This is a genomic window from Kitasatospora sp. NPDC058444 (genome assembly GCF_042721415.1).
Taxonomy (GTDB): Bacteria; Actinomycetota; Actinomycetes; order Streptomycetales; family Streptomycetaceae; genus Kitasatospora.
Genome location: NZ_JBHXLL010000024.1, coordinates 85,881 through 111,629 on the forward strand (window position 1 = coordinate 85,881; position 25,749 = coordinate 111,629).

Annotated in this window: 22 protein-coding genes; 14 read left to right on the forward strand and 8 right to left on the reverse strand. The window is 72.3% G+C overall.

Annotated elements, in window-relative coordinates:
* Window positions 1-70: 70 nt before the first annotated feature.
* From ACFWP2_RS24170 to ACFWP2_RS24205, 8 genes are all read right to left on the reverse strand, one after another.
* Window positions 71-1,645 (reverse strand): AMP-binding protein, encoded by a 1,575-nt coding sequence (locus ACFWP2_RS24170; RefSeq protein WP_380454776.1) that lies wholly within the window; start codon window positions 1,643-1,645, stop codon window positions 71-73.
* Window positions 1,646-1,715: 70 nt separating this feature from the next.
* Window positions 1,716-2,489, reverse strand: coding sequence for an SDR family NAD(P)-dependent oxidoreductase (locus ACFWP2_RS24175; RefSeq protein WP_380454778.1), 774 nt, complete (start codon window positions 2,487-2,489; stop codon window positions 1,716-1,718).
* Entirely contained in the window at window positions 2,486-3,202 is a 717-nt protein-coding gene (locus ACFWP2_RS24180; protein WP_380454780.1) for an alpha/beta fold hydrolase, read from the reverse strand. Before ACFWP2_RS24180 ends, ACFWP2_RS24175 begins: the two co-directional genes overlap by 4 nt.
* A complete protein-coding gene (locus ACFWP2_RS24185) occupies window positions 3,199-6,441 on the reverse strand; it encodes an amino acid adenylation domain-containing protein (RefSeq protein ID WP_380454782.1) in 3,243 nt (1,080 codons plus the stop codon). The genes ACFWP2_RS24180 and ACFWP2_RS24185 overlap by 4 nt, the downstream gene beginning before the upstream one ends.
* Window positions 6,435-6,686 (reverse strand): phosphopantetheine-binding protein, encoded by a 252-nt coding sequence (locus ACFWP2_RS24190; RefSeq protein ID WP_380454784.1) that lies wholly within the window; start codon window positions 6,684-6,686, stop codon window positions 6,435-6,437. The genes ACFWP2_RS24185 and ACFWP2_RS24190 overlap by 7 nt, the downstream gene beginning before the upstream one ends.
* Window positions 6,687-7,025: 339 nt before the next feature.
* Window positions 7,026-8,402 (reverse strand): dipeptidase, encoded by a 1,377-nt coding sequence (locus ACFWP2_RS24195; protein ID WP_380454786.1) that lies wholly within the window; start codon window positions 8,400-8,402, stop codon window positions 7,026-7,028.
* Window positions 8,395-8,832 carry a hypothetical protein gene (locus tag ACFWP2_RS24200; RefSeq protein ID WP_380454788.1) on the reverse strand — a complete coding sequence of 146 codons (438 nt, stop codon included), beginning with the start codon at window positions 8,830-8,832 and terminating at the stop codon, window positions 8,395-8,397. Before ACFWP2_RS24200 ends, ACFWP2_RS24195 begins: the two co-directional genes overlap by 8 nt.
* Window positions 8,829-10,319, reverse strand: coding sequence for an APC family permease (locus tag ACFWP2_RS24205; protein WP_380454790.1), 1,491 nt, complete (start codon window positions 10,317-10,319; stop codon window positions 8,829-8,831). Before ACFWP2_RS24205 ends, ACFWP2_RS24200 begins: the two co-directional genes overlap by 4 nt.
* A 665-nt stretch (window positions 10,320-10,984) precedes the next feature.
* On the opposite strand from ACFWP2_RS24205, the gene ACFWP2_RS24210 reads away from it, so the two are divergent.
* The 14 genes from ACFWP2_RS24210 (at window position 10,985) to ACFWP2_RS24275 (ending at window position 25,742) form a co-directional block, all read left to right on the forward strand.
* Window positions 10,985-12,412 carry a LuxR C-terminal-related transcriptional regulator gene (locus ACFWP2_RS24210; RefSeq protein WP_380454792.1) on the forward strand — a complete coding sequence of 476 codons (1,428 nt, stop codon included), beginning with the start codon at window positions 10,985-10,987 and terminating at the stop codon, window positions 12,410-12,412.
* 324 nt (window positions 12,413-12,736) lie between these two features.
* Complete coding sequence (locus ACFWP2_RS24215) at window positions 12,737-13,162, forward strand: MarR family winged helix-turn-helix transcriptional regulator (protein WP_380454794.1); 426 nt, start codon at window positions 12,737-12,739, stop codon at window positions 13,160-13,162.
* A gap of 58 nt (window positions 13,163-13,220) precedes the next feature.
* Window positions 13,221-14,696, forward strand: coding sequence for an FAD-dependent monooxygenase (locus tag ACFWP2_RS24220; RefSeq protein ID WP_380454796.1), 1,476 nt, complete (start codon window positions 13,221-13,223; stop codon window positions 14,694-14,696).
* A gap of 7 nt (window positions 14,697-14,703) precedes the next feature.
* Window positions 14,704-15,027: a TcmI family type II polyketide cyclase gene (locus ACFWP2_RS24225; RefSeq protein WP_380454798.1), complete on the forward strand. Its 324-nt coding sequence runs from the start codon at window positions 14,704-14,706 to the stop codon at window positions 15,025-15,027.
* Complete coding sequence (locus tag ACFWP2_RS24230) at window positions 15,027-16,310, forward strand: beta-ketoacyl-[acyl-carrier-protein] synthase family protein (RefSeq protein WP_380454800.1); 1,284 nt, start codon at window positions 15,027-15,029, stop codon at window positions 16,308-16,310. Before ACFWP2_RS24225 ends, ACFWP2_RS24230 begins: the two co-directional genes overlap by 1 nt.
* Window positions 16,307-17,527, forward strand: a complete 1,221-nt coding sequence (locus tag ACFWP2_RS24235; protein ID WP_380454802.1) for a ketosynthase chain-length factor — start codon at window positions 16,307-16,309, stop codon at window positions 17,525-17,527. Before ACFWP2_RS24230 ends, ACFWP2_RS24235 begins: the two co-directional genes overlap by 4 nt.
* 13 nt (window positions 17,528-17,540) lie before the next feature.
* A complete protein-coding gene (locus tag ACFWP2_RS24240) occupies window positions 17,541-17,810 on the forward strand; it encodes an acyl carrier protein (RefSeq protein ID WP_380454804.1) in 270 nt (89 codons plus the stop codon).
* A gap of 13 nt (window positions 17,811-17,823) precedes the next feature.
* A complete protein-coding gene (locus ACFWP2_RS24245) occupies window positions 17,824-18,612 on the forward strand; it encodes an SDR family NAD(P)-dependent oxidoreductase (protein ID WP_380454806.1) in 789 nt (262 codons plus the stop codon).
* Between the two features lie 31 nt (window positions 18,613-18,643).
* A complete protein-coding gene (locus ACFWP2_RS24250; RefSeq protein ID WP_380454809.1) occupies window positions 18,644-19,582 on the forward strand; it encodes an aromatase/cyclase in 939 nt (312 codons plus the stop codon).
* Window positions 19,583-19,585: 3 nt separating this feature from the next.
* Complete coding sequence (locus tag ACFWP2_RS24255) at window positions 19,586-21,616, forward strand: SDR family oxidoreductase (RefSeq protein WP_380454811.1); 2,031 nt, start codon at window positions 19,586-19,588, stop codon at window positions 21,614-21,616.
* A gap of 25 nt (window positions 21,617-21,641) precedes the next feature.
* Entirely contained in the window at window positions 21,642-23,216 is a 1,575-nt protein-coding gene (locus ACFWP2_RS24260; protein ID WP_380454813.1) for an acyl-CoA carboxylase subunit beta, read from the forward strand.
* A complete protein-coding gene (locus tag ACFWP2_RS24265) occupies window positions 23,213-23,437 on the forward strand; it encodes an acyl-CoA carboxylase subunit epsilon (protein WP_380454816.1) in 225 nt (74 codons plus the stop codon). Before ACFWP2_RS24260 ends, ACFWP2_RS24265 begins: the two co-directional genes overlap by 4 nt.
* Window positions 23,438-23,470: 33 nt before the next feature.
* Complete coding sequence (locus ACFWP2_RS24270; RefSeq protein ID WP_380454818.1) at window positions 23,471-24,499, forward strand: LLM class flavin-dependent oxidoreductase; 1,029 nt, start codon at window positions 23,471-23,473, stop codon at window positions 24,497-24,499.
* Window positions 24,492-25,742 carry an MFS transporter gene (locus ACFWP2_RS24275; RefSeq protein ID WP_380454820.1) on the forward strand — a complete coding sequence of 417 codons (1,251 nt, stop codon included), beginning with the start codon at window positions 24,492-24,494 and terminating at the stop codon, window positions 25,740-25,742. Before ACFWP2_RS24270 ends, ACFWP2_RS24275 begins: the two co-directional genes overlap by 8 nt.
* Window positions 25,743-25,749 lie beyond the last annotated feature (7 nt).

Here is a 25,749-nt window from a genome sequence, read left to right on the forward strand (position 1 = left end):
CGGCCGGCTCGGACGACCTGGATGACTGGGTCGACTGGGATGACCCGTCGGGTCGGGCGTCGGACGGACATCAGACCGCCAACTCGTCGGTGAGCCGCTTGCGGTCCACCTTCCCGACGGTGGTCAGCGGGAGCGCGTCGCGGTGGTGGTAGCTGCGCGGACGCATGTAGCGGGGCAGGACGGAGACCAGCTCGGTGAACTCCTCCGCCGGGACCTCCTTGCCCGTGTACACGGTGCGCAGATCGTTCTCGCCGTCCGCGGCGGGCACGACGAGGACGACGGCCTCGTCGATCGAGAGGTGGCGCCGCAGCACCGTCTCGATCTCACCGAGTTCGATCCGGTTGCCGCGGATCTTGACCTGCCCGTCGATCCGCCCGAGGTGGAACAGTTCGCCGTGCTCCAGTCGGCACCGGTCGCCGGTGCGGTAGTAGTGCTCCGGCGTGAGCGGCTCCGCTCCGTCGAGGAGGCGGCCCCGCTCCGGAGCGCCGTCCGCACCCGGAGCCATGAGGACGAAGCGCCCGGTGTTGTCACTCGGGTCCAGATAGCCGGGGAACCGCTGGGGTCCCCGTACGCACAGCTCTCCGTCGTCGGTGGGCCTGAGGTCCTCGTCCAGCAGGAGCCAGTCCATGTGCGGGTTCGGGATGCCGATCGGCAGGGACCGCTCGGTGCTCTCCGGCCAGTCGGCCCGCTCCCGCGGCACCTCGTACCCGGTGATGACGATCGTGGTCTCGGTCGGGCCGTAGCAGTTGCTCATGATCGCGTTCGGCGCCGCGGCGGTCCAGGCCTCGGCCTGGTCGAAGGCGAGCCGCTCCCCGCCGAACATGGCACGCCGCAGCGTCGGCATGCTCCCGGGGGCGAGCGCGCGCAGGCGCTTGGCGAAGGAGATGACGGACGGCACCGACATCCAGTGGGTGATCCGCTTGGCGTTGATGAACCGCACCGGGGTGAACACGTCGCCGTGCTGCGCCACGCAGAGGGTCGCGCCGGAACCCCAGGTGCTGAACATCTCGGACACCGAGCCGTCGAAGGACATCTCGAAGCTCTGCGAGACCCGGGAGCCGGGGCCGAGTTCGTAGCGGGCGATGGTGTCCGTGAGGAACGCGTTCATGCTGGCGTACGTGGTGGGCACGCCCTTGGGCCTGCCGGTGGTCCCGCTGGTGAAGATGATGTACGCCGTGCCGGTCTCCGCCGGGCGGCCCTGGTCCGGGAGGTCCTCCGAAGGCCCGGGGGCGAGCAGGGGGCGCCACGTGTCGCCCGTCATGTCGAGCAGCGGTACCCCGGCGTCGCGCCGGTAGTCCGCCGCGCCGTCACCCGCGGTGTCGTCGAGCACCACGAGACCGAGCCCGCCCTCCTGGGTGATGTCCAGGTTGCGCGACGCCGGTGCGGCGGGGTTCAGCGGCACCACGGTCGCGCCGAGCCGCTGCGCCGCCAGGTAGGCGACGTAGCTGACCACGGTCCGCGAGGTGAGCAGGCCCACCCGGTCGGGCCGGCCCCCCGCCGCCTCGACCATCCGGGCCGACATCCATTCGGCGGCGGCCCGCAGTTCGGCGTAGCTGAGGGTGACGTCGAGCACCTCGAGGGCCGAGGCGTCCGGAGTCGCCTCGGCCGAGGCGCGGAACCAGTCGTAGAGGGAACGGGTCGTCATGCTGCTTCCCTTTCGGAGGAGACGCTGGGCGGGAGGTCGCGCTGACCTGGGAACGGTGTCGTGGTGCCCGTCACCACATGAACTGCCCGCCGTCCACGACGAGCTTCTGTCCCGTCATGTACGCGCTGTTCGGGCCGACGAGGAATTCGAGGGCGTTCGCGATCTCCTCCGGGTCGGCGATCCGTCGCTGCGGAACCTCGGCGAGCATCCGGCTCCGGGCGTCCGGGTCGTTCAGGTTGAACCGTTCGACCAGTTCCTCGGTCTCGGTGTTGCCGGGGATCAGGCAGTTGACCCGGACACGGGGTGCCAGTTCCAGCGCGAGGCACTTGGTCAGGTGCAGCAGACCCGCCTTGCTCGCACAGTAGTTGGCGCCGTTGAGGCGGGGGCGGATGCCGGTGGTGGCGCCGACGTTGACGATCGTCGCGTCGGCACCCGAGGCCACCATCGCCGGCGCGAGCGCGCGGGTCAGGTAGAAGACGCCGGAGAGGTTGGTGTCGATGACCCGCCGCCAGTCGTCGTGGCTCATCTCCAGGAACGGGCGGTCGATGTTCATCCCGGCGTTGTTGACCAGGACCGTCGGCGGCCCGTACTCCGCCAGGAGCGCCTCGGCGGCCCCGGCCACCGCGGTACCGTCGGACAGGTCCACCCGCACGGTGTTCAGCCGGGGGCCCAACTCCCGCTCCGCCGCGCGCGCGCCCTCCTCGTCGGAGCGGTACAGCGCGCTCACCCGGAAGCCCAGCTTCACCAGCCGGCGGCTGAACGCGAGCCCGATGCCGCGGGTGCCGCCGCTGACGACGGCCACCGGAGGCCGTGCCGTCGCCGTCGTCCCTGTTTCCTCTGTCATCGCCCGTCCTGGTTCTGGAACTCGTGAATGGCCGCGGCCACCTGGGGGAGGTGCGCGGGTTCGAAGACGTCGTAGTGGCCGGCGTCGAGGCGGACGACCTCCAGGTCCGGCGCGAGCTCCCGCCAGCGCCGTACGGCGGCCTCCCGGCCGTCCCCGTCGTACGGGGAGCAGACGAGGAGCAGCACCCTGCCCGGGTAGGCCGTCCCGGCCGCGTAGCCGGCGAGGGCGGCGGCCTGCGCCGCGAGGGTGCCCAGCACCCGGCCGACGGTCCGCGGATCCGCCTTCGGGCCGAGATCGGCCGTCATCCTGTCCCGGATCTCCTCGTCCTCGCCCGGCCCGGGGACCCGGGGCAGCGGAGAACTGTCGACGATCACGAGGTCGGGCCGGTGGCCGTCCTCGGCGAGCCTGACGCAGAGCTCCCACGCCACGACGCCGCCGAGCGACCAGCCGACCACCAACTGCGGTACGGCGGCGGCTCCTTCGACGATGCCGAGCACCGACGCGGCCATCTGCGCGACCGTGGTCTCGGGCTCCTCGTCCGGCATGAGGCCCAGGGGCCGCACGAAGTCCACGGAATGGGTCCCGCCGAGCGCCGAGGACAGCTGGAGGTACGGGGTGAGGCCGCCGCCGGCTCCGGGCAGGATCAGGCAGCGGGGGCGGTCCTTGCCCCGGGCCATCCTGATCAGCCGGCCGGGCGCCGCCGCGGCCGTCACGCCGCGGTCCCGTCCGCGGCCTCGCCGGCCTCGCCGGCCTCCTCGGCGTCCCGCGCGTCCTCGGCCAGGGCCGCTCGGACGAGTCCGGCGAGCGTCGCGATGGTGGGCGACCGGAAGAACTCGGGAACCGGGACCGCCGTGCCGTACTCCTCCTCGATCTCGGCGAGGGCCGAGAAGATGTTCAGGGAGTGGGCGCCGTAGTCGATCAGGGACCGGTCGCGGGCGATGCCGTCGGTCTCCAGGATCGACGACCAGATGACGGCCAGTCCGCGCTCCAGCTCGGAGGCGTAGGCGACCGTGGTCGTGGCCGCGGTCGTCCGCTGCTCGGCGACGAGCCGGTCCGCCAGGGCGACCAGGGCGTCCCGGTCGGTCTTGCCGGTGCGCGATGTCGGGATCCGGTCCGTGTCGAGGATCCAGGACGGCGCCATGTACGAGGGCAGTGCCGCGGTGATCCGGGCCCGGACCTCCGCGTGGTCGGGGTCGGCGCCGGGCTCCGCGAGGAGGAACAGGACCAGTTCGCGGTCGGCTCCGAGCCCCCGCGCCACCGCGACGGACTGCCGGACGCCGGCCGCGGCGTTGGCGACGGCCTCGATCTCGCCGAGTTCCACCCGGTAACCGCGGATCTTCGTCTGGCTGTCCTGACGGCCGAGGAAGACCAGCGTCCCCTCGGCATCGCGCACCACCTGGTCACCTGTGCGGTACATCCGCGAGGTGCCGTCACCGGAGAACCGGTCGGGCAGGAAGCTCGCCGCGGTCCGCTCCGCGTCGAGGTAGCCGTCCGCCGGGCTGACGCCGCCGAGGTGGAGCTCGCCGGGCACGCCGACGGGCGCGAGGTGGCCCGTCGTGTCGACCACGTACGCCGCCACACCCGGCAGGGGGCGGCCGATCGGCGCGTGGGCGGGCCAGTGCGCGTCCTCGCCCCGCAGCTCGTGCACCGTGGCGGCGTTCGTCTCGGTGGGGCCGTAGAGGTTGACGAGCACACACGCCGGGTGGTCGACGAAGAACCGGCGGATCTCGTCGTCGACGAGCAGCTGCTCACCGGAGACGCAGACGCGCCGCAGGTCGGGGAAGCGGGCCGAGGCGCGCTGGGCGGCCTGGACGAACGGGCGCAGGGCCGCCACCGGCAGGAAGACGTGGCTGACCCGGGTCTCCTCGACGCGCCGGACCAGCGCCGGGAAGTCCCGCCGGTCGGCGGGCTCGCGGGAGACGACGGTGCCGCCCGAGGCGAGCGTCGGAACGATCTCCTGGAAGGAGACGTCGAAGCCGAGGGGCGCGTACTGGAGGAAGCGCGTCGTCGCGGCGTGCTCCAGGGCGGAGATCTGCCACGCGGCCAGGTTCAGCAGCGGTCGGTGGCCCATCACCACCCCCTTGGGGGTGCCGCTCGATCCGGAGGTGAACATCAGGTACACCGGCGAGTCGGCGGAGCCGCCCTGGGCCCGGGGTCCGTCGCCGGGCACGGAGAGTCCGGCCAGGTCGGTGGTGCGCGTCCCGGGGAGGTCCAGGCCGTGGCCGACGATCAGGCGGCAGCCCGCCTGCTCCACCATGTGGGCGAGGCGTTCGGCGGGCAGGCTCGGGTCCAGCGGCAGATAGGTGGCACCGCAGCGCAGGACCGCGAGGATCGCGATCGAGGCCTCGCACAGCCCGCCCAGGGACAGGCCGACGACCTGCCCCGGCGTGACGCCCTGCCGGGCCAGCCCGTCGGCGGCCCGTTCCGCGGCGGCCAGGAGCTCGCCGTACGTCAGCTCGCGCCCGGGCTCCTCGACGGCGACCGCATCGGGCGTCCGCCGGGCGGCCCGCTCGATCCACTCGGTCAGACCGCGGGCCGGAGCCGGAACGCCGGCGTCCGCCGACCCGACGGCCGTGCCCGGAAGGTCACCGTCCACGAACAGGTCGGCCAGCGAGCGGGTGCCGTCCTCCAGCGTGCGTCGCAGGGCCGTGCGCAGCGACGCGAGCAGCGCGTCCGCGACGGGCTCGGCCATCAGCTGCCGGTCGTACTCCAGCTCCAGCAGCCAGCGGCCGTCCACCTGGGTGGCACCGAGCCACAGGTCGAACTTCGCCGTTCCGTTGCCCGGTTCCCGCACCCCGCGGACGGCACCGTCCGTCGTGCCGGCGAAGGTGTCCTGCATCGCGAGCATGCAGGAGAACAGGGGGTTGCGGTTGCTGGTGCGGTCCTGTCCGACACTCGCCACGAGCTGGTTGAGGGTGACGGCGACCCTGGCGCGGCAGTAGTCGACGGCTTCCCGGACGGTCCCGGTGATGTGCTCGTCCACCGGGCGCGACCAGTCCACGTCGACCGTGACGGGCAGGGTGTTGACGAAGAAGCCGCAGAGGTCGTACGAGCGGACGGTGCGCCTGGCCGACAGGGGACTGCCGATCAGGACGGTGGGCACACCGCCGTGCCGGGCGAGGACGGCCCCGTACACCGCGCTCAGCAGGACGAAGGGCGTGACGGAGAGCCGCTTGCAGGTCTCCTGGAAAGCGGCCGCCTCCCCCTCGTCGAGCAGCCACGAGAGGCGCGCACCGGTGAAGTCCGTCTCCTCCGGCCGCCCCGGCCGGGGATCCAGCACGAGCGGCGGGACGTCACGCAGGCGCTCGGCCCAGACCCTGACGTGCTCGGCGGTCTCCGGCGAGCCGGAGGCCCGGTTCTGCGCCTCCAGTTCCCGGACGAAGGCGGATTCGCGTGCCACGCGCAGTGCTTCGACGGCCTCGGCGGCCTCGGCGGTGCGCTGCGAGGTCAGCGCGGACTCCAGGTCACGGACGAGCGGCTCCGCGGAGACGCCGTCCCCGATGAGGTGGTGGCCGATCATCAGCAGGGCGGCCGCGGAGCCGTCGGTGGCGCGGACGAGCGCGAACCGGCACGCCGGCCCCGTCGCGAGGTCGAACGGGATCCGTCCGAGCCGCAGGGCCAGGGCCTCGACGGCTTCGGCGAACTCGTCCGGCGCCACGTCCGACCGCTCGCACGGCACCTGCCCCGGCTCCGGCGCGGGGGTGAACCGGGCGTGCATCCTCGGCAGGTGGCCGAAGACCTGGCGCAGCGCCGGCTGAACCGTGACCAGTACCGTGAGGGCATGGCCGACGGCGTCGTCCGAGAGCCCCGGATCGAGGTCGAACCGCATGATCTGGTTGTAGATCTCGCGGGCCGACACCCTGCTGTCGACGACGAGCAGGCCCTTCTGGGGGTCTGTGATGGGCAGCAGGGCGGGGTCCGCCGTGCCGGAGGCCGAGTCGTTCCTCAGCATGCGGCACCGGGCTGGTCCGCGCCGGACGGGAGCAGGCTGGTGAGCCAGACCTTGAGATCCCCGACGGTCCGTACCCGGACCAGGCCCTCGGCGTCGATCTCCACGTCCTCGTCGGCGACCTCGACGGCGAGGCGCAGGAGCGACAGCGACTCGAGGCCGGCCTCCTGGATCAGCGTGGAGTCGTCGAAGTCTGCCGTGGCATATCGCGCGATCGTCGAATCAAGGTCTGGCGGTGTGGTCAGCACGTTGTCTCCACCTCATGCCGATGGCTCGTACGCCGAGCGCGGGTCCGCTCGTGCGAACAGGCAACGGTGCGTACGGCCCGCGAAGAGGCTCCGCCGGGCGCTCGCGACGCCTGCACGGCGATTCTTCCGAGCCGAGTTGTTCGCTCGATGTGCTGTCGATGCGCCTGCCCTGTGAGCGCCCGGTGCCGGGGCGGGGCCGAGGTGGGGTCGAGGTTCCGGCGCACGTCGTCGCGCGGCCGGCGCAGTCCTCGAACAGCCCGCGCCGGACCGGTGGAACACGGTCGTCACCGCGCGGCCGGTGGATTCAGGCGGCGCGGGCCCCCGCCGGACGGGCCGGGGCTAGCCCCGGCCGGCGCCGTAGTGGCGCAGGAAGAGCGCCTCGACCCGGGCCATCCGCTCGATCTCCGACGGCTCGACGCTCTCGTTCGGCGCGTGGATCAGGCACCGGGGTTCCTCGACGCCCATCAGGATCACTTCCGCGTCGGGGAAGGTGCCGGCGAGGACGTTGCACAGCGGGATCGAGCCGCCCTGGCCGAGGAAGGAGACCGGTTCGCCGTAGGCCTCCCGCATCGCCCGGTCGAGCGCGGCGTACGCGGGGCCGTCGGTGGCGGCGCGGAACGGCGAGCCGGTGCTCTCGCGTTCCACCTCGACCCTGGCGCCCCACGGCGCCGCGGCCCTGAGGTGGGCGGTCAGGGCGTCGGCCGCGGTGGCGGCGTCGGTGCCGGGCGGCACGCGCAGGCTGACCCGGGCCCTCGCCCGGGCGGGGACGGCGGCCGCGGAGCCCACCACCGGCGGGCAGTTGATGCCGAGCACGGTGACGGCCGGGCGCGCCCACAGCCGGTCCGCGACGCTGCCGGATCCGAGCAGCTCGACCCCGTCCAGCACGCCCGCGTCGGTACGGAACCGCTGCTCGTCGTAGCCGATCCCCGGCCAGGTCCCGGTGCCGTCCAGGCCGTTGACGCGGGTGCTGCCGTCGGTGTCGCGCAGCGAGTCCAGGATCCGGATCAGCGCGGCCAGGGCGTCGGGGGCGGGGCCGCCGAACATGCCCGAGTGCACGTCCCCGGTGAGTGTGGAGACGGTCACGACGACGTTGGCCAGGCCGCGCAGCGCGGTCGTCGCGGTGGGGACGCCCACCGCCGCGTTGCCGGTGTCGCAGATGAGCAGCGCGTCCGCCCGCAACTCGTCGGCGTGGTCGGGGACGTAGGCCTCCAGCCCGCCGGTGCCCTGTTCCTCGGAGCCCTCCACGACCAGCTTGAGGCCCACCGGGAGGTCGCCGCCCAGTGCGCGCAGCGCGGTGAGGTGCATGACGATGTTGCCCTTGCAGTCGGCGGCGCCGCGCCCGTACCAGCGGCCGTCGCGCTCGGTGAGTTCGAACGGCGGCGACTGCCAGGCGGCGTCGTCGAGGGGCGGCTGCACGTCGTAGTGGCTGTAGAGCAGGACGGTGGGGGCGCCGGGCGGGGCCGGCCGGTGGCCGAGCACCGCGTGGCTGCCGTCCGGGGTCTTCACGAGCCGGACGTCCCGCAGGCCCACCTCGGCGAAGGCCGCGGCGACCCACTCGGCGGCGCGCCGGCAGTGCTCGGGCGGGAACTGGCGGGGGTCGGCGACCGAGGGGATGGCGACCAGTTCGGCGAGGTCGGCCTTCGCCCGGGGCATCAGTGCGGCCACCCGGGCGGCGAGGTCGTCGGTCGGGCCGCTCCCGGGCGGGGCCTCAGTCATTGATCACATCCGAGGTCTTGAGGTCGTTGATCTTGCGCTGGTACTCGTCCAGCTTCTCCGGGCAGTACACCTTGACCACCTCGGCGCCCGCCTCCAGGACCTTCTTGTCGACGATGACCGGGCGCATGCCCGGTCCGCCGGCCCCGTTGGCCAGCTGGACGAGCCACAGTCCCTGCTTCAGCGCCGAGACGGGGTCCTTGCAGACCGCGCCGCCGTCGGTGCCGAGGGTGTCGGCGATGTTGCCGGTGTCGCGGGAGGCGAATCCTTGGGCGACGAGGGCCTCGTTCAGCTGGTTCGCCTTCCGGTGGGCCTCGTTGGTGGCCTTCTGCTGGGTGTAGGTGAGCAGTGCGGTGACCACCAGGCCGACCAGCACCACGATCGCCCCGATGTAGATCCACCGGTGCTGCGATGCCATTCGGGTGCGGCTCATGCCTCGCCTCCTTCCGCCTGGGCGTCGGCGGTGTCGGGCAGGCGCCACCCCGGCTTGCGGGCCTTGAGGAAGGCGACCGGGATGACCAGGCCGAGCAGCAGCAGACCGCCGGCGACGATGGCGACGTAGGACCAGGCGCTGCTGCCGCCGAACTGCGAGGAGGGCACGAAGCCGATCGCCATGGCCAGCGCCGAGGCGATGAACCCGGTGACGCAGAGCGTGGTGAGCAGCGGTGCGCGGTAGCCGCGGGGGTGGTCGGGCTGCTTGCGGCGCAGCCGGATCGCGGCGACGAACATCAGGAGGTACACGATCAGGTAGACCTGGGTGGTGATCACCGAGAAGATCCAGTAGACGCTGGAGACGTCGGGGATCAGCGCGTACAGCAGGGCGATCAGGGTGGTGACGAGGCCCTGGGTGACGAGGATGTTCTGCTGGATACCGCGGGCGTTGAGCCTCTGCAGGAAGGGCGGCAGGTAGCCCTCCTGGCGGGAGATCAGCAGCAGGCCCTTGGAGGGGCCGGCGAGCCAGGTGAGCATGCCGCCGACGGAGGCCGCGCACAGTCCGACCGCGATGATCGGCACCAGCCAGCCGATGTGGAAGTACTGGAAGAAGGCGTCGAAGGCCTGCATGACGCCGGCGGTGAGGCTGAGCTGGTCGGCGGGGATGACCCAGCTGATGGCGAGCGCGGGCAGGATGAAGATCAGCAGCACCATGCCCATGGCCAGGAACATCGACCTGGGGAACTCCCGGGCCGGGTCGCGCAGTTTGTTGACGTGGACGGCGTTCATCTCCATGCCGGAGTAGCTGAGGAAGTTGTTGACGATCAGGACCAGGCTGGCGACGCCGGTCCACTGGGGGAAGAAGTGCGAGGCGTCCATCGGCGCGGCGGACGGGTTGCCCTGCCCGAGGAAGACGAAGCCCAGGACGACCAGCAGCGCACCGGGGATCAGCGTGCCGATGATCAGCCCCCAGGAGGCGAGCCCCGCGACCGCGTTGGTGCCGCGGGAGGAGACCCACACGCCGGTCCAGTAGACCACCACGATCACGATCGCCGTGTAGGCGCCGTTGCTGGCCAGGGCGGGGTTGACGACGTAGGCGATGGTGCTGGCGACGTAGGCGAGCAGGCTCGGGTAGTAGAAGATCGTCATCGCGAACTGGCACCACACGGCCAGGAACCCCAGTGGCTTGGACAGCCCCTGCGCCACCCAGTTGTAGACCCCGCCGCTCCACCCGGACGCCAGCTCCGCCGACACCAGGGCCGTGGGGATGAGGAACACGACGGCCGGCAGCAGGTAGAGGAACACGCACGCGAGTCCGTAGACGGCCATGGTGGGCGAGGCGCGCAGGCTCGCGACGGAGCTCGTCGTCATCAGCGCCAGCGTGAGCCAGGTGATCTTCTGCGATCCGGCCGCCGCCCGCGCGGCCTCCGCCGCCCGGGCGCTGCTCGACCGTTCGGCATCGTCCGCCGGCACGTCCGCACTGCTCATCGGATCCTCCTCCGCCGCGAGCGGCTGTGAGCTGGCACCTCACACAGAAGGATCGTCGCGATGCGTGCCGCCGCCCTGTCGGCTTAGGCCGGATGGAGTGGTCGCCGGCGGCCCGAACCGGCGCGGCCCGAACCGGCGCGGCCGGGGAGGGTGCGGATCCCCCCGCTCTTCCGGACTCCAATGCCGGCGCATGATGCCGAGTCGATCCCGGGAATGTCAACTCCCGTTTCAAGGACTGAGATGCGGCGGGAGTTTCGTCCGTGCGATTCCGAATTCTTCACCTGGGGGCCACCGTGTCGACATGAACGGTGACCCGGCGGGCACGGCCCCAATGGGGCGATGCCGCGTCCGTGAATGACCGTCCGGCCCGGGTGGAATCGATTGTTCCAATTTCCTGACGGCGTGCCGCGCGCTTCTGTCGAAGGCGCTGTCGGTGCGCGGTCGACGAATTGTGGCAACGGTCACGTTTGGGCATCTCGCCCGCGTCAGGAAGTCGCAAGGAGTGCACTCGGCGCCGCGCCGAGCCCGTCCGGCAATCACCAGGTCAGCGCGCCGGGCGTTGCCTCGGCGTGCCGGTGCGCGCCAATGGGGGAGATTTCCGGTGGCTGGGACTGTTGATGCGTATGCAATAGATGCCCTGTAGCGTGGAAGCGGATGAGGCCTCCATGACGCGGAATTCCGTCCCGAGGACCACCCGGCAGCAGATCGAAGCCAGCGACCGGATGAACAGCGAGGGGGAAAAGAAGATGATCGAGCACGACCGCAGGAACAAGCCTCGGCAGAGACACTTCGCCGCAGCTCAGGCGGCCGGGGCGAGGGCCGGGGTCCTCCGGGAAGACCAGGACATTTACATACCGGGACGCTTCGACTCCGTCGAGAACGAACACATATCGCCGCCCGGGGCGAGCGTCTCCTTACAGAGCATCGAACTGGCCAACCTGGGGATCAGGCGTGCCCTCGTCCACCAGCAGGTCGAGGCGGTCCTCGCGGTGGAGGACGGCCGCGGCGATCCGCACGGCATGTGGCCGACGATCCTGACGCTCCTCTACACCGGCGACCTCGTCACCGCGCACGCCGAGTGCCGCCGACTGGCCAAGGACGCCCGCTGGTCGGGATCACCGCGGCACCAGGAAGTACTGACCCTGCTGCGCGCGCGGATCAGTCTGCTCGGGGGCCACGGCGCCGAGGCGTCCGGGCTGCTCGGCGCACAGCTGACCCGTGGGCTCTCGCCGCACCTCGCCGGGCTCGCCGTCGCATGGCTCATCGAGGCCCATGTCCTGTCCGGTGAACTGGGGCAGGCACACCAGGTACTGCGGGCGCACGGCCTGGCGGGCCGGCTCGACACCAACCCTCCGGACCTTGTCCACATCCTGGCCGCGCGCGGCGCACTGCAGCAGGCGGCCGGCCAGTTCCAGCACAGCCTGAAGGACTTCATGGCGTGCGGACGGTTGCTCGCGGAGCGACAGGTCGCCAACCCCGCTGTCATTCCGTGGCGTTCACGGGCCTCGTCGGCCGCGCTCGCGACCCAGCAGGGCGACCTCGCGCTCGCCCTGGCCGAGGAGGAACTGGCCGTGGCACGCACCTGGGGCTCGCCACGCTGTATCGGCCTGGCGCTGCACGCGGTCGCGGTCGCCCGCCGGGACGACACCTCGGTGGCGCTCCTGGAAGAGGCCGTGGCACTGCTCCATCTCGCCTACGCCCGAGGCGAGTTGATCCGGGTCCTGCACGACCTGGGAACCCTGCAGATCGACCGCAGGAACCTGTCCGCGGGCCGTCGCCACCTGGAGGTCGCCCTCATGGTGGCCCGGGAGAGCGGCAACCGGCTCTGGCAGCACAGCCTGGAATCCGCGCTGAAGCGCCTGGACGTCCCCAGCCTCACCAGTCAGGAGCTGCACATCGGCCAGCTGGCGAGCGCCGGCTACAGCAACCGGCAGATCGCCGAGACCCTCTTCCTGGCGACCCGCACCGTGGAGTTCCACCTGTCGAGCGTGTACCGCAAGCTCGCCATCTCCGGCCGGAACGAGCTGCACGCCGCACTCCACACCGAGCGCCTTTCCCCCCTCGGGGTCGACCACTTGTCCTCCGCCGTCTAGCCCCGGCCGGCCCCCGCGTCCACACGCCGCTCACCCCCGTCGGGTGGGCGGCGTCTCGCGTTCCAGGCTCTTCCGTTCCGTCCGCGTCGCCGATCCGCGTCGTCACACCCGTGGCCGCCCCAGCGGAACCGCATTTTCGGGGTTTCCTCCAAAGGGCCCTACGGGTGACCCGCAAGGGACCCTGCGGGTCGCCCGTAGGCTTGCCCGTGGAGCCTTGTAGCGCGACAGCCGATCATGCGAGTGTCTAGTGGTCGGGAATTCAGCCGCGAGTCCGGACACGAGGGTCGAGAATCTCTCCCCCGTATGCGAGGAAGTAGGCGCTCCATGCTCCAGCAGAACACCACCAAGCGCATCGGATACTGGCTTCTGCATCTGCACGGGCTCTTCGACGAGGCAACTGCGAAGGCCCTTGCCGGAGAGAATCTGAACCGGCGGCAGTGGCAGGTCCTGCACGCCATCAGTATCGGTGTGCGGACCGTCGAGGACATCGACGCGGCATTCTCCCCGTTCCTGGCCGCGGACCGTGCCGACTCCTACCGGTCGGTGGTCGATGGATTCGTCGACCGTGGCTGGGTGTTGATTCAGGGGGGCGCGGTGACGCTCACGGAATCCGGCAGTGCGGCGCACGTGCGGGCCGAGGTCCTGGTGAACGCGCATGCGGCCAGGTCGCTCGCCGGAATATCCGAAGCCGAATTCCTCGCGGCCAATGACGTACTGGCCCGCATAGCCGCCAACATCGAGACCGAGTAGGGATTTCCGACACCCGCCACCAGCGGGGATCGGCTCCCCGGACGCTCTGGAGATTCACATGGACGCTTCAGTCATTGTCGTCGGCGCCGGGCCGGCCGGGCTCATGCTGGCCGGAGAACTGCGTCTGGCGGGCGTCGACACGATCGTGCTCGACCGGCTGCCGGAACGGACCGGCGAGTCGCGCGGGATCGGCTTCACCATCCGCACGATGGAGGTGTTCGACCAGCGCGGCCTGCTGCCCCGGTTCGGCGAGATCCGGACGAGCGAGGAGGGGCACTTCGGCGGCCTCCCGCTCGACCTGGCGGCCCTGAACGCCGCCCACGCCTCGGCGCGCGCCGTTCCCCAGTCCACCACAGAGTCCGTACTGGAGTCCTGGGCACGGGAGTTGGGCGCCGACATCCGGCGCGGCGTGGAGGTCACCGGCCTCGCCGAGGACGGCGAAGGCGTGACCGTGATCGTCCGGGACTCGGCCCGCGCGCTGCGGGCCCGCTACGTGGTGGGCTGCGACGGCGGTCGCAGCACCGTCCGCAAGCTCGCCGGATTCGACTTCCCCGGCACGCCCGCGACCACCGAGCTGTTCCTCGCCGACCTCAAGGGCGTGGACCTGGAGCCCCGGATGACCGGGCAGCCCACCGACGGCGGCCTGGTGATGGTGGCCAAGCTGCCCGGCGGCATCCACCGGATCATCGTCGGCGAGCGCGGAACCCCTCCACAACGCCGTTCGGGGCCGCCGGAGTTCGGCGAGGTCGCGGACGTGTGGAAGCGACTCACGGGCATCGACCTCACCGGCGCCGAGCCGGTCTGGGTGAGCTCGTTCAGCGACGCCGCCCGGCAGGCCACCGAGTACCGGCGAGGCCGGGTGCTGCTCGCCGGGGACGCCGCGCACGTCCACCTCCCCGCGGGCGGCCAGGGCATGAACACCTCCGTCCAGGACTCGGTCAACCTGGGCTGGAAGCTCGCCGCGGTGGTGCGGGGTACGGCGCACGAGGCCCTGCTCGACACCTACCACGGGGAGCGGTACGAGGTCGGCCGCAGGCTCCTGGCCAACACGCGGGCGCAGAGCCTGCTGATCCTCGGCGGCGAGGAGGTCTCCCCCCTACGGGAGACGCTCGGCGAACTCCTCGTCCACCCCGAAGTGGTCCGCCATCTCGCGGCGCGGGTCAGCGGCCTCGACATCCGGTACGACGTCGGGAGCGGACGCAGTCCGCTGCTCGGTGCGCGTTTTCCGCACCTCGACCTGGCCGGGGAGCGAGGGCGCACCACGAGCACCGCGCTCCTGCGCACCGGACGCGGCGTGCTGCTCGACCTCGACGGCAACGCGACGCTGCGCGGGCGCGCCGACGCCTGGCGGGACCGGATCGACATCGTGACGGCGACCCCGGTCGGCGTACCCGACGGCAGTGACCTGAAGGGGACCTCGGCGGTGCTCGTGCGCCCGGACGGACACGTCGCCTGGGCCGCTCCCGGCAGCCACCACGACCTACCGATGGCCCTGGACCGCTGGTTCGGGCCCGCTCGACAAGCAAGGGAGTAGGAAAACCGTGCACAGCACTCTGATCGTGGCCAGGATGGCCCCCTCCTCGGCCCAGGACGTCGCCGGGCTCTTCGGCGCCTTCGACCGCACCGACATGCCCGGCCGCATGGGCACGCGCCGCCGGCAGCTCTTCGCCTACCGGGGCCTGTACTTCCACCTCCAGGACTTCGACGACGACAACGGCGCGAGCCGCATCGAGGAGGCCAAGACCGATCCGCTGTTCACCGCGATCAGCGAGGACCTCAAGCCGTACATCGAGGCGTACGACCCGGCGACCTGGCGTTCCCCCGCGGACGCCATGGCCCGCCGCTTCTACGAATGGAGCGCGTGATGGGCGACACCCACGGCCGGCGGGTCGTGATCACCGGTGTCGGGGTGACCGCGCCGGGCGGGCAGGGGACCAAGGGCTTCTGGAAGCTGCTCACGGACGGCCGCACGGCAACGCGCCGCATCTCGTTCTTCGACCCGTCGCCGTTCCGTTCGCAGGTGGCCGCCGAGGTCGACTTCGACGCGGAGCTGTCCGGACTCACCCCCCAGGAGATCCGGCGCATGGACCGGGCCGCGCAGTTCGCGGTGGTCACGGCGCGCGAGGCGGTCGCCGACAGCGGCCTGGAGTTCGAGACGCTCGCCCCGCACCGCACGGGAGTGACGATCGGCAGCGCGGTCGGCGCCACGATGGGCCTCGACCAGGAGTACCGGACCGTCAGCGACGGCGGCCGCCTCGAACTGGTCGACCCCGCCTACGCCGTGCCGCACCTCTACAACTACATGGTGCCCAGCTCCTTCGCGACGGAAGTCGCCTGGGCGGTGGGCGCCGAGGGCCCGAGCACGGTGGTCTCCACCGGTTGCACCTCCGGTCTGGACGCGGTGGGATACGCCGCCGACGTCATCCGGGAGGGCTCCGCGGACGTGATGATCGCGGGCGCCGCCGACGCGCCCATCTCGCCCATCACGGTGGCCTGCTTCGACGCGATCAAGGCGACCACGCCGCGCAACGACGATCCGCAGCACGCCTCGCGCCCCTTCGACAACAGCCGCAACGGCTTCGTCCTGGGTGAGGGCTCGGCGGTCTTCGTCCTGGAGGAGCTGGAGAGCGCCCGCAGGCGCGGAGCGCGGATCTACGCCGAGGTCGCCGGCTTCGCGACCCGGTCGAACGCCTTCCACATGACGGGGCTGCGGCCCGACGGCAAGGAGATGGCCGAGGCGATCCGGGTCGCCCTCGACGAGGCGCGGCTGGCCCCGCAGGACATCGACTACATCAACGCGCACGGCTCCGGCACCAAGCAGAACGACCGGCACGAGACGGCCGCGTTCAAGCGCAGCCTCGGCGACCACGCCTACCGCACGCCGGTCAGCTCCATCAAGTCGATGGTGGGGCACTCGCTCGGCGCGATCGGCTCGATCGAGGTGGCCGCCTCGGTCCTCGCCATGGCCCACGACGTCGTACCCCCGACCGCGAACCTCCACCATCCCGACCCGGAGTGCGACTTGGACTACGTACCGCTGACGGCCCGGGAGTGGAAGACCGACGCGGTGCTCTCCGTGGGCAGTGGGTTCGGCGGCTTCCAGAGCGCGATCGTGCTCGCCGCCCCCGACCGGGCGGGTGCCCGATGAGCTCGCGCACGGTGGTCACGGGACTCGGCGTCGTCGCGCCCACCGGCCTCGGCCTGGCGGACTACTGGGCGGCGACGCTCGCCGGACGGGGCGCGATCGGCCGGGTCACCCGGTTCGACCCGTCGCCGTACGCCTCCCGGCTCGCGGGCGAGATCCACGGCTTCGACGCCGGCGAACACCTTCCCGGCAGGCTGCTCCCGCAGACGGACCGGATGACGCGCCTCGCCCTGGTCGGCGCCGACTGGGCGTTCGCGGACGCCGGCGTCGTCCCGTCCGAACTGCCCGACTACGACGTCGGCGTCATCACGGCGAGCCACTCCGGCGGCTTCGAGTTCGGGCAGAACGAGCTGCGCGCCCTGTGGAGCAAGGGCGGTCAGTACGTTAGCGCCTACCAGTCGTTCGCCTGGTTCTACGCGGTCAACAGCGGCCAGATCTCCATCCGCGGCGGACTGCGCGGCCCGAGCAGCGTGGTGGTCAGCGACCAGGCCGGCGGCCTCGACGCGGTGGCGCAAGCCCGCCGGCAGATCCGCAAGGGCACCCGCATGGTGATCTCCGGGGCCGTCGACGCCTCCATCTGCCCGTGGGGCTGGGTGGCCCAGCTGACCAGTGGGCGCCTGACCACCAGCGACGACCCGGAGAGTGCCTACCTGCCCTTCGACGACCGGGCCACGGGCCACGTGCCGGGCGAGGGCGGAGCGCTGCTCGTCCTGGAGAACGCGGAGCACGCCCGGGAGCGCGGCGCCCCGCAGGTGTACGGGGAGATCGCCGGGCACGCCTCCACGGTCGACCCGCGGCCTGGCAGCGACCGCGCGCCGACGCTGCAGCGCGCCATGGAACTCGCTCTCGCCGACGCCGGTCTGGCGCCGGACGACATCGACGTGGTGTTCGCCGACGCGGCGGCCGTGCCCGACCTGGACCGGGCCGAGGCGGAGGCGATCACCAAGGTGTTCGGGGTGCGCGCGGTGCCCGTGACCGCGCCGAAGACGATGACGGGCCGCCTGTACTCGGGCGCGGCACCGCTGGACCTGGCGGCCGCGTTCCTGTCGATGCGCGACGGCGTGATCCCGCCGACCACCGGCTCCACCCTGTCCCCGGACTACGACATCGACCTGGTCACCGGCGGCCCCCGCCCCCACGCGGTGCGCGCCGCCCTCGTCCTCGCCCGCGGCCAGGGCGGATTCAACTCCGCGATGGTCGTGCGGGCCGCCCACCACTGACGGAAGGAACCCCGTGTCCACCACCGATTTCACCCTCTCCGAGCTCAAGCGGATCCTCCTGGAGGCCGCCGGCGCCGACGCGGAGGCCGACCTGGACGGGGACATCCTCGACGCCGAGTTCGCCGACCTCGGCTACGAGTCGCTCGCCCTCCTGGAGACGGCCGGGCGCATCGAGCGCGAGTACGGGATCAGCCTCGACGAGGACGCCTTCGGCGAGGCCCGCACCCCGCGCGCCCTGATCGACCTCGTCACCGCCCACCTGTCCGCCGCCCACGCCGCCTGACCGGGAGCCGAAGATGACCGACACCACCGCACGCAGGGTCGCCCTGGTGACCGGCGCGACCAGCGGAATAGGCCTGGCCTCGGTCCGGCTGCTCGCCGAGCAGGGGCACCGGGTCTTCCTGTGCGCCCGCGACGAGAAGGCCGTCGCGGAGACCGTCAAGACCCTGCAGGACGAGGGCCTCGACGTGGACGGCACCACCGGCGACGTGCGCTCCAAGGAGCAGGTGGCCGATGTGGTGCGGGCCGCGGTCGCCCGCTTCGGGCCCATCGACGTCCTGGTGAACAACGCGGGCCGCTCGGGCGGCGGGGTGACCGCCGACCTGGCCGACGAGCTGTGGGACGACGTCATCGCGACCAACCTCACCAGCGTGTTCCTGGTGACCCGCGAGGTCCTGAACGCCGGCGGGATGCGCGCCAAGGCGCGCGGCCGCATCATCAACATCGCCTCCACCGCCGGCAAGCAGGGCGTGGTGCTCGGCGCCCCCTACTCGGCGTCCAAGCACGGCGTGGTCGGCTTCACCAAGGCCCTCGGCAACGAGCTCGCGCCGACCGGCGTCACGGTGAACGCGGTGTGCCCCGGCTACGTGGAGACCCCCATGGCGCAGCGGGTCCGCCAGGGCTACGCGGACGCGTATGGCACCACCGAGGACGCGATCCTGGAGAAGTTCCGGTCGAAGATCCCGCTCGGCAGGTACTCGACGCCCGAGGAGGTCGCGGGCCTGGTCGGCTACCTCGCCTCCGACCTGGCGGGCTCCATCACCGCCCAGGCCCTGAACGTGTGCGGCGGCCTCGGCAACTTCTGATCCCGCCCGACCCGACTGAGGAGCACGCATCATGACGACCCGTGAGGTCGAGCACGAGATCACCGTCTCGGCGACGGCGAAGGAGGTCTACCGCCTGCTCGCCGAGGTGGAGAACTGGCCGCGCCTCTTCCCGCCGAACGTGTACGTCGAGTACCTGGAGCGGGAGGGCGACCAGGAGCGGATCCGGATCTGGGCCACCGCCAACGGCGAGGCCAAGAACTGGACCTCGCGCCGCCACCTCGACCCGGAGGGGCTGCGCATCGCCTTCCGGCAGGAGGTGTCGTCGCCGCCGATCGCCGAGATGAGCGGCACCTGGATCATCGAGCCGCTGGGCGCGGGGGAGACCCGGCTGCGGCTGCTGCACTCCTACCGGGCCATCGACGACGACCCCGATTCGCTCGCCTGGATCGACGAGGCGGTCTGCAGCAACAGCCGCGCCGAGCTGCCCTCGCTCAAGGCCGGGCTCGAAGAGGCCGCGCGGACCGCGGAGTTGACGCTGTCGTTCACGGACTCGGTGCGGGTCGAGGGGTCCGCGAAGGACCTGTACGACTTCGTCAACGAGGCCGACCGCTGGGTCGAGCGCCTGCCGCACGTCGGTTCCGTCAAGCTCACCGAGGACACCCCCGGCCTGCAGGTCCTGCGGATGGACACCGTCGCCAAGGACGGCTCCACGCACACCACCGAATCGGTGCGGGTGTGCTTCCCGCAGCGGCTGATCGCGTACAAGCAGACCACGCTGCCCGCGCTCATGGCGCTGCACACCGGGACCTGGCAGTTCGAGGAGGGCGACGACGGGGTCGTCACGGCCTCCTCGCAGCACACCGTCGTCGTCAACGCGGAGAACATCACCGGGATCCTGGGCCCGGACGCGGACGTCGAGCAGGCCAGGAAGTTCCTGCGCGACGCGCTCGGCACCAACAGCCGGGCCACCCTGGAGCACGCCAAGCGGTACGCGGAAGCGCGGCGCTGACCCATGCCGCCCACCTCGACTCCCCCCACGGACACCGACTCGGCTCCCCCCACGGACACCGATGTCGTGATCGTCGGGGCGGGGCCCGTTGGTCTGCTGCTCGCCGGGGACCTGCGAACGCACGGTGTGCGCACCACCGTCCTGGAGCAGCTCGGCGAGCCGATGACCGAGTCACGGGCGTCCACGCTGCACGCCCGCACCATGACGGTGTTCGAGGAGCGCGGCATCCTCGACCGGCTCGGTGAGCTGCCGGACGGCGGCCGCGGCCACTTCGGCGGCCTACCGCTCGATCTGGCCGCCGCCGACCCCGGCCACCGGTACGCCGGTCAGTGGAAGTGCCCGCAGACCCGCATCGAGTCGGTCCTCCAGGAGCGGGCCCTGGAGCTCGGGGCGCGGCTGCGGCGCGGCCTGCGCGTGGTGTCCCTGGCCGACCGGGGCGGGCACGTCCTGGTCGAGGCCGTCGCGGACGACGGCGGGCGCACCTCCGTCACCTGCGCGTTCGTGGTCGGGTGCGACGGAGGCGACAGCTCCGTGCGGCGGCTCGCGGGCTTCGACTTCGAGGGCCGGGCCGCGACGCTCGAGATGCTGCGGGCCGATGTGGCGGGCATCGACGTGCCGGCCCGGCGCTTCGAGCGGCTCCCGAACGGCCTGGCCGTGGCGCACCGCTGGCCGGACGGCAGCACCCGGGTGATGGTCCATGTCCACGGCGCGTCCCCGAAGGAGCGCACCGGGCCCCCCGCGTTCGAGGAGGTCGTCACCGCGTGGGCGGAGGTCACCGGCGAGGACATCGGCCACGGGACGCCCCTGTGGCTGAACGCGTTCGACAACACCAGCCGGCAGGCGACCCGGTACCGCAAGGGCCGGGTCCTGCTGGCCGGCGACGCCGCCCATGCGCAGATGCCCGTCGGCGGGCAGGCACTCAACCTCGGCCTGCAGGACGCCGCCGAACTCGGCGGACGCCTCGCGGGGCGGGTCCGGTCGCAGGACCGCGACGACCTGCTCGACGGCTACGACCTGGTGCGCAGGCCGATCGGCGCGCACACCCTCGACAACATCCGGGCGCAGTCGCTGCTGCTGCTCGGCGGACCCGAAGTGGAGCCCCTGCGGGACGTGTTCGGCGAACTCCTCGGCCTCGGCCCGGTCCGCCGCCACCTGGCCCGCATGATCAGCGGCCTCAGCGGTTCCCCCGCCTCCGCGGCACAGCACCCGTCCCCCTCCGAGGGGATCCCGCACGACCCGACCGCATCGACCGACAGGAGTTCGAAGATGGGCAGGCTCACCGACAAGACGGCGCTGGTCACCGGTTCCAGCCGGGGCATCGGCCGCGCCACCGCGCAACGCCTCGCCCGCGAGGGCGCCCTCGTCATCGTGCACTACGCCTCCGACCAGGCGTCCGCCGACGAGACCGTGGAGCTGATCGAGCGGGAGGGCGGCCGTGCCTTCCCGGTCCGCGCGCGGCTCGGCGTCCCCGGTGACGTGCACGAACTGTTCCTCGGCGTGGAGCGGGGCCTGAAGGAGCGGACCGGGGAGACCAGGCTCGACATCCTGGTCAACAACGCGGGCGCCACGACCCCGGCCGGGCTCGGCCCCGAGGAGGTCACGGCCGAGGAGTTCGACCGGCTCTTCGCCGTGAACGCGAAGGCCCCGTTCTTCATCGTGCAGAGGGCGCTCCCGCTGCTGTCCGACGGCGGCCGCATCATCAACATCTCGTCGGGGCTCACCCGTTTCGCCAGCCCCGACCAGGTGGCGTACGCCATGACGAAGGGCGCCATCGAGCAGCTCTCGCTTCACTTCGCCCGGCACCTCGCCCCGCGCGGCATCACGGTGAACAGCGTGGCGCCCGGCATCACCAACAACGGCAGCGCGGTCTTCGACATCCCCGAGGCGGTCGAGCAGATGGCCCAGCTGTCCGCGTTCAAGCGGGTCGGCGAGGCCGCGGACGTCGCGGACGTCGTGACGTTCCTGGCCGGCGACGAGGCCCGCTGGATCACCGGGTCCTTCGTCGACGCCAGCGGCGGCACCCTGCTCGGTTAGCCCGACCGGACCACCAGGAGTGACGATGACCACCGCGGAGGCACCCGTGACCACCGCCACCGACCGGCTCGGCGAACTCAACGAACTCAAGGAACTGGCGCGGCTCGGAGCCGACCCGAAGGCCACCGAGCGCCAGCACGCCAAGGGCAAGCTCACCGCGCACGAACGCATCGACCTCCTGCTCGACCCGGGCACCTTCACCGAGGTGGAGCAGCTGCGGCGGCACCGCGCGACCGGCTTCGGCCTGGAGGCGAAGCGCCCCCACACCGACGGCGTGGTCACCGGCTGGGGCACCGTCGAGGGCCGGACGGTCTTCGTGTACGCGCACGACTTCCGGATCTTCGGCGGCGCGCTGGGCGAGGCGCACGCCCAGAAGATCCAGAAGATCATGGACATGGCCATCGCGGCCGGCGCGCCGCTGGTCTCGCTGAACGACGGAGCGGGCGCCCGCATCCAGGAGGGCGTCTCGGCGCTCGCCGGCTACGGCGGCATCTTCCAGCGCAACACCCGCGCCTCCGGGGTCATCCCGCAGATCAGCGTGATGCTCGGGCCCTGCGCGGGCGGCGCGGCCTACTCGCCCGCGCTCACCGACTTCGTGTTCGCGGTCCGCGGCATCTCGCAGATGTTCATCACGGGCCCGGACGTGGTGCGTTCGGTGACGGGGGAGGAGGTCACCCAGGACGGGCTCGGCGGCGCCGACGTGCACGGCGGGGTGTCGGGCGTCGCGCACTTCGTGCACGACGACGAGGAGAGCTGCCTCGCGGACGTACGCCTCCTGCTGTCGATGCTGCCGTCCAACAACCGGGAGCTGCCGCCCGCCTCACCGAACGGCGACCCGGCCGACCGGCGCGTGGACCGACTGCTCGACCTGGTGCCCGCGGACGGGAACCGGTCGTACGACATCCGCGACGTGATCACCGAACTCGTCGACGACGACGACGTGTTGGAGGTGCACGCCCAGTGGGGCGCCAACCTCGTGTGCGCCCTGGCGCGGCTCGACGGCCAGGTGATCGGCGTCGTCGCGAGCCAGCCGTCGTCGCTCGCCGGCGTCCTGGACATCAAGGCCAGCGAGAAGGGCGCGCGGTTCGTCCAGTTCTGCGACGCCTTCAACATCCCGCTGCTCACCCTGGTCGACGTGCCGGGCTTCCTGCCCGGTGTCGACCAGGAGCACGAGGGCATCATCCGGCGCGGCGCGAAGCTCCTGTACGCGTACTGCAACGCGACCGTGCCCCGCATCTCGGTGATCCTGCGCAAGGCGTACGGCGGCGCGTACATCGTGATGGACTCCCGCTCGATCGGCGCCGACCTGTCCTTCGCCTGGCCCACCAACGAGATCGCGGTGATGGGCGCGGAGGCCGCGGCCGACGTCGTCTTCCGCCGTGAGATCGCCGCGTCCAGGGACCCGGCCACCACCCGCGAACAGAAGATCAAGGAGTACCGGCGGGAGCTCGTCCACCCCTACTACGCGGCCGAACGCGGCCTGGTCGACGACGTCATCCACCCCGGCGACACCCGCTCCGTCCTGATCCGCGCGTTCGCGATGCTGCGCCGCAAGGACGTCGACCTGCCGCAGCGCAAGCACGGCAACCCCCCGCAGTGAGCGGCCCGCCGGCCGGCTACGACGGGCCCCCGTTCCTGCGTGTGGAGCGGGGCAGCCCGGACCCGATCGAGCTGGGCGCCCTCACCACCGTCCTGTACGCCCGGCTGGCCGCCGCCCAGGAGGAGCCGCAGGAGGCCGGGCACCCGTCGGCACGCTGGCGCCGCCTCGAGCGCGCGCCCGGCTTCCGGGGCCCCAGGACCTGGCAGCACGGCCCCAGTTGAGCACCGCACCCCACCAGACACGGAGACCAGAGCATGGATGTCGGACTTCTCTTCGACCTGCGCAACCCCGACCAGTGGCACCGGCCCTGGGCCGACCACTACGCCCGCTCCCTCGAGTTCTGCGAGGAGGCCGACCGGCGCGGCGCGAACGGCCTCTGGTTCACCGAGCACCACCTCTTCGAGGACGGCTACCTGCCCTCGCCCCTGACGTTCGCCGCGGCCGCCGCAGCCCGCACCCGCAACGCCCGCATCGGCACCGCGGTCGTGCTCCCCAACCTCCACAAGCCCGCCCAGCTCGCCGAGGACGCCGCGGTCGTCGACCTGATCAGCGGCGGCCGCCTGGAGATGGGCTTCGGCGCCGGCTACCGGGTGCCCGAGTACGACCTGTTCGACGCCGACTTCAAGACCCGCTTCGCCCAGATCGAACGCAACATCGCCGAGGTCAGGCGGCTGTGGGAGGAGGGCGGCATCACCCCGGGACCGCTCCAGTCGTCCGTCCCGCTGTGGGGCGGCTTCTACGGTCCGCGCGGCGCCCGCATCGCGGGTCGGCTCGGCATCGGCCTCCTGCACATCTCCCACGCGTTGTACGGGCACTACCGCGAGGGCCTGGTCGAAGGCGGCCACGACCCCGGGCTCGCCCGGGTCTCCGACCTGCTCCCCGTGATCCTCGCCGACGACCCCGAAGCGGCGTGGCCCCGCGTCGCACCGCACCTCGCCCACCAGATGAACACCTACCGGCAGGGCTCGGTGGAGGGCACGGACCACCCCAGGCCGCCGTTGCTCGGCCCCGACGACTTCCCGGAGGCCCCGAAGGCCGACGGCTCCTGGTCGACCCTGGAGATCCTCACGCCCGAGGACGCCGCGGCCCGCATCCACGAGCGGACCAAGGGCCTCCCGGTGAAGCACCTCATCTTCTGGGCGAGCATCGGCGGGATGCCGGACGACCTCGTCGTCCGCAACATCGAGCTGGTCAGCGAGCGCCTGCCCGCGCTGCTCGCCGAGGCCGCCGGGTCCGACGCCACCGCCGGATCCCGCCCGGGCGAGGTGCCCGCCGGTGACTGAGGCGCCCGCCGCGCGAACCCTCTCCGCGCCGGCCCGGCACGGCACCTGGCGGCTCCTGTTCATCCTGTCGGGCAACATGGTCCTCGACGCCATCGAGGTCTCGGTGGTCCTCGTCGCCCTGCCCTGGATCGGCGCCGACCTCGGCCTGTCCGTGTGGACGGTGCAGTGGCTGATGGGCGGATTCGCCGCCGGATTCGCCGCGGTGCTGCTCCTCGGCCCCCGCGCCACCGCCCGGTGGGGCCTGCGCCGCTGCTACCTCGTGGCGATGCTGGTGTTCGCCGCGGCGTCGGTGGCGGGCGGCCTGGCCGACTCGACCGCCCTCCTGATCGCCTCGCGCGTCCTCAAGGGCGGCTGCGCCGCGCTCACCGCACCCGCCGGACTGGCCCTGATCACCACCACGGTCCCCGACGGCCCGCCGCAGCGGCGGGCCGTGTCGGTGTACTCCCTGTTCGGCGCGGCCGGGTTCACCCTCGGCCTGCTGCTCTCCGGGGTCCTCACCGCGGCGAGCTGGCGCTGGACGTTCCTGTTCCCCGCGCCGCTCGCCCTGGTGCTCCTGGTGTGGGGCCTGCGGGTGATCCCGGACACCGGACGCCGGACGCCGCCGCGCCTGACGGCGGAACTCGCCCGCAACGGCTCGCTGATCCGCGCGACGCTCGGCGCGGCCACCCTCAACGGCACCTACGCGGCCCTGCTCCTCCTGGTCACCTTCCAGGCGCACGACCGCTTCGGGTGGCGGCCCTGGCAGGTGGCGCTGGCACTGCTCCCCGCGTGCGTGCCGCTCGCGGTGTCCGTGCCGTTCGCCGGACGCCTGGTCGCCCGCTTCGGTACCCGGCGGCAGATCGCCGCCGGGGCGGCGGCCGCGTTCGCGGGCCAGCTGCTCCTGCTGCTGCGCCCCGAACCCGCCTCGTACGTCGGTGGTCTGCTGCCGACGCTCCTCCTCGTCGGTGCCGCCATGGCGCTGTCCTTCGCCTCCCTGAACATGCAGGCCACCCAGGACGTCGAACCGGGCCTGCGCGCGGCGGCGGTGCCGCTGTTCCAGACGGGCGTGCAGCTCGGCGGCGTCCTGATGCTGCCCCTGACCGCCGCACTGCTCACCTGCTTCGGCGGCCACCGGCCGGCGCTCCTGGCCGTCGCGCTCGCCGGTGCGGCCGGGGTCGGCATCGCGGTCAGCGGAACGCGCGCCGGCCGGCCGGGGCCCGACCGCGTCGGCCCCGGGCCGCGCGAGGGGAGGAACTCGCCATGACCGCTTC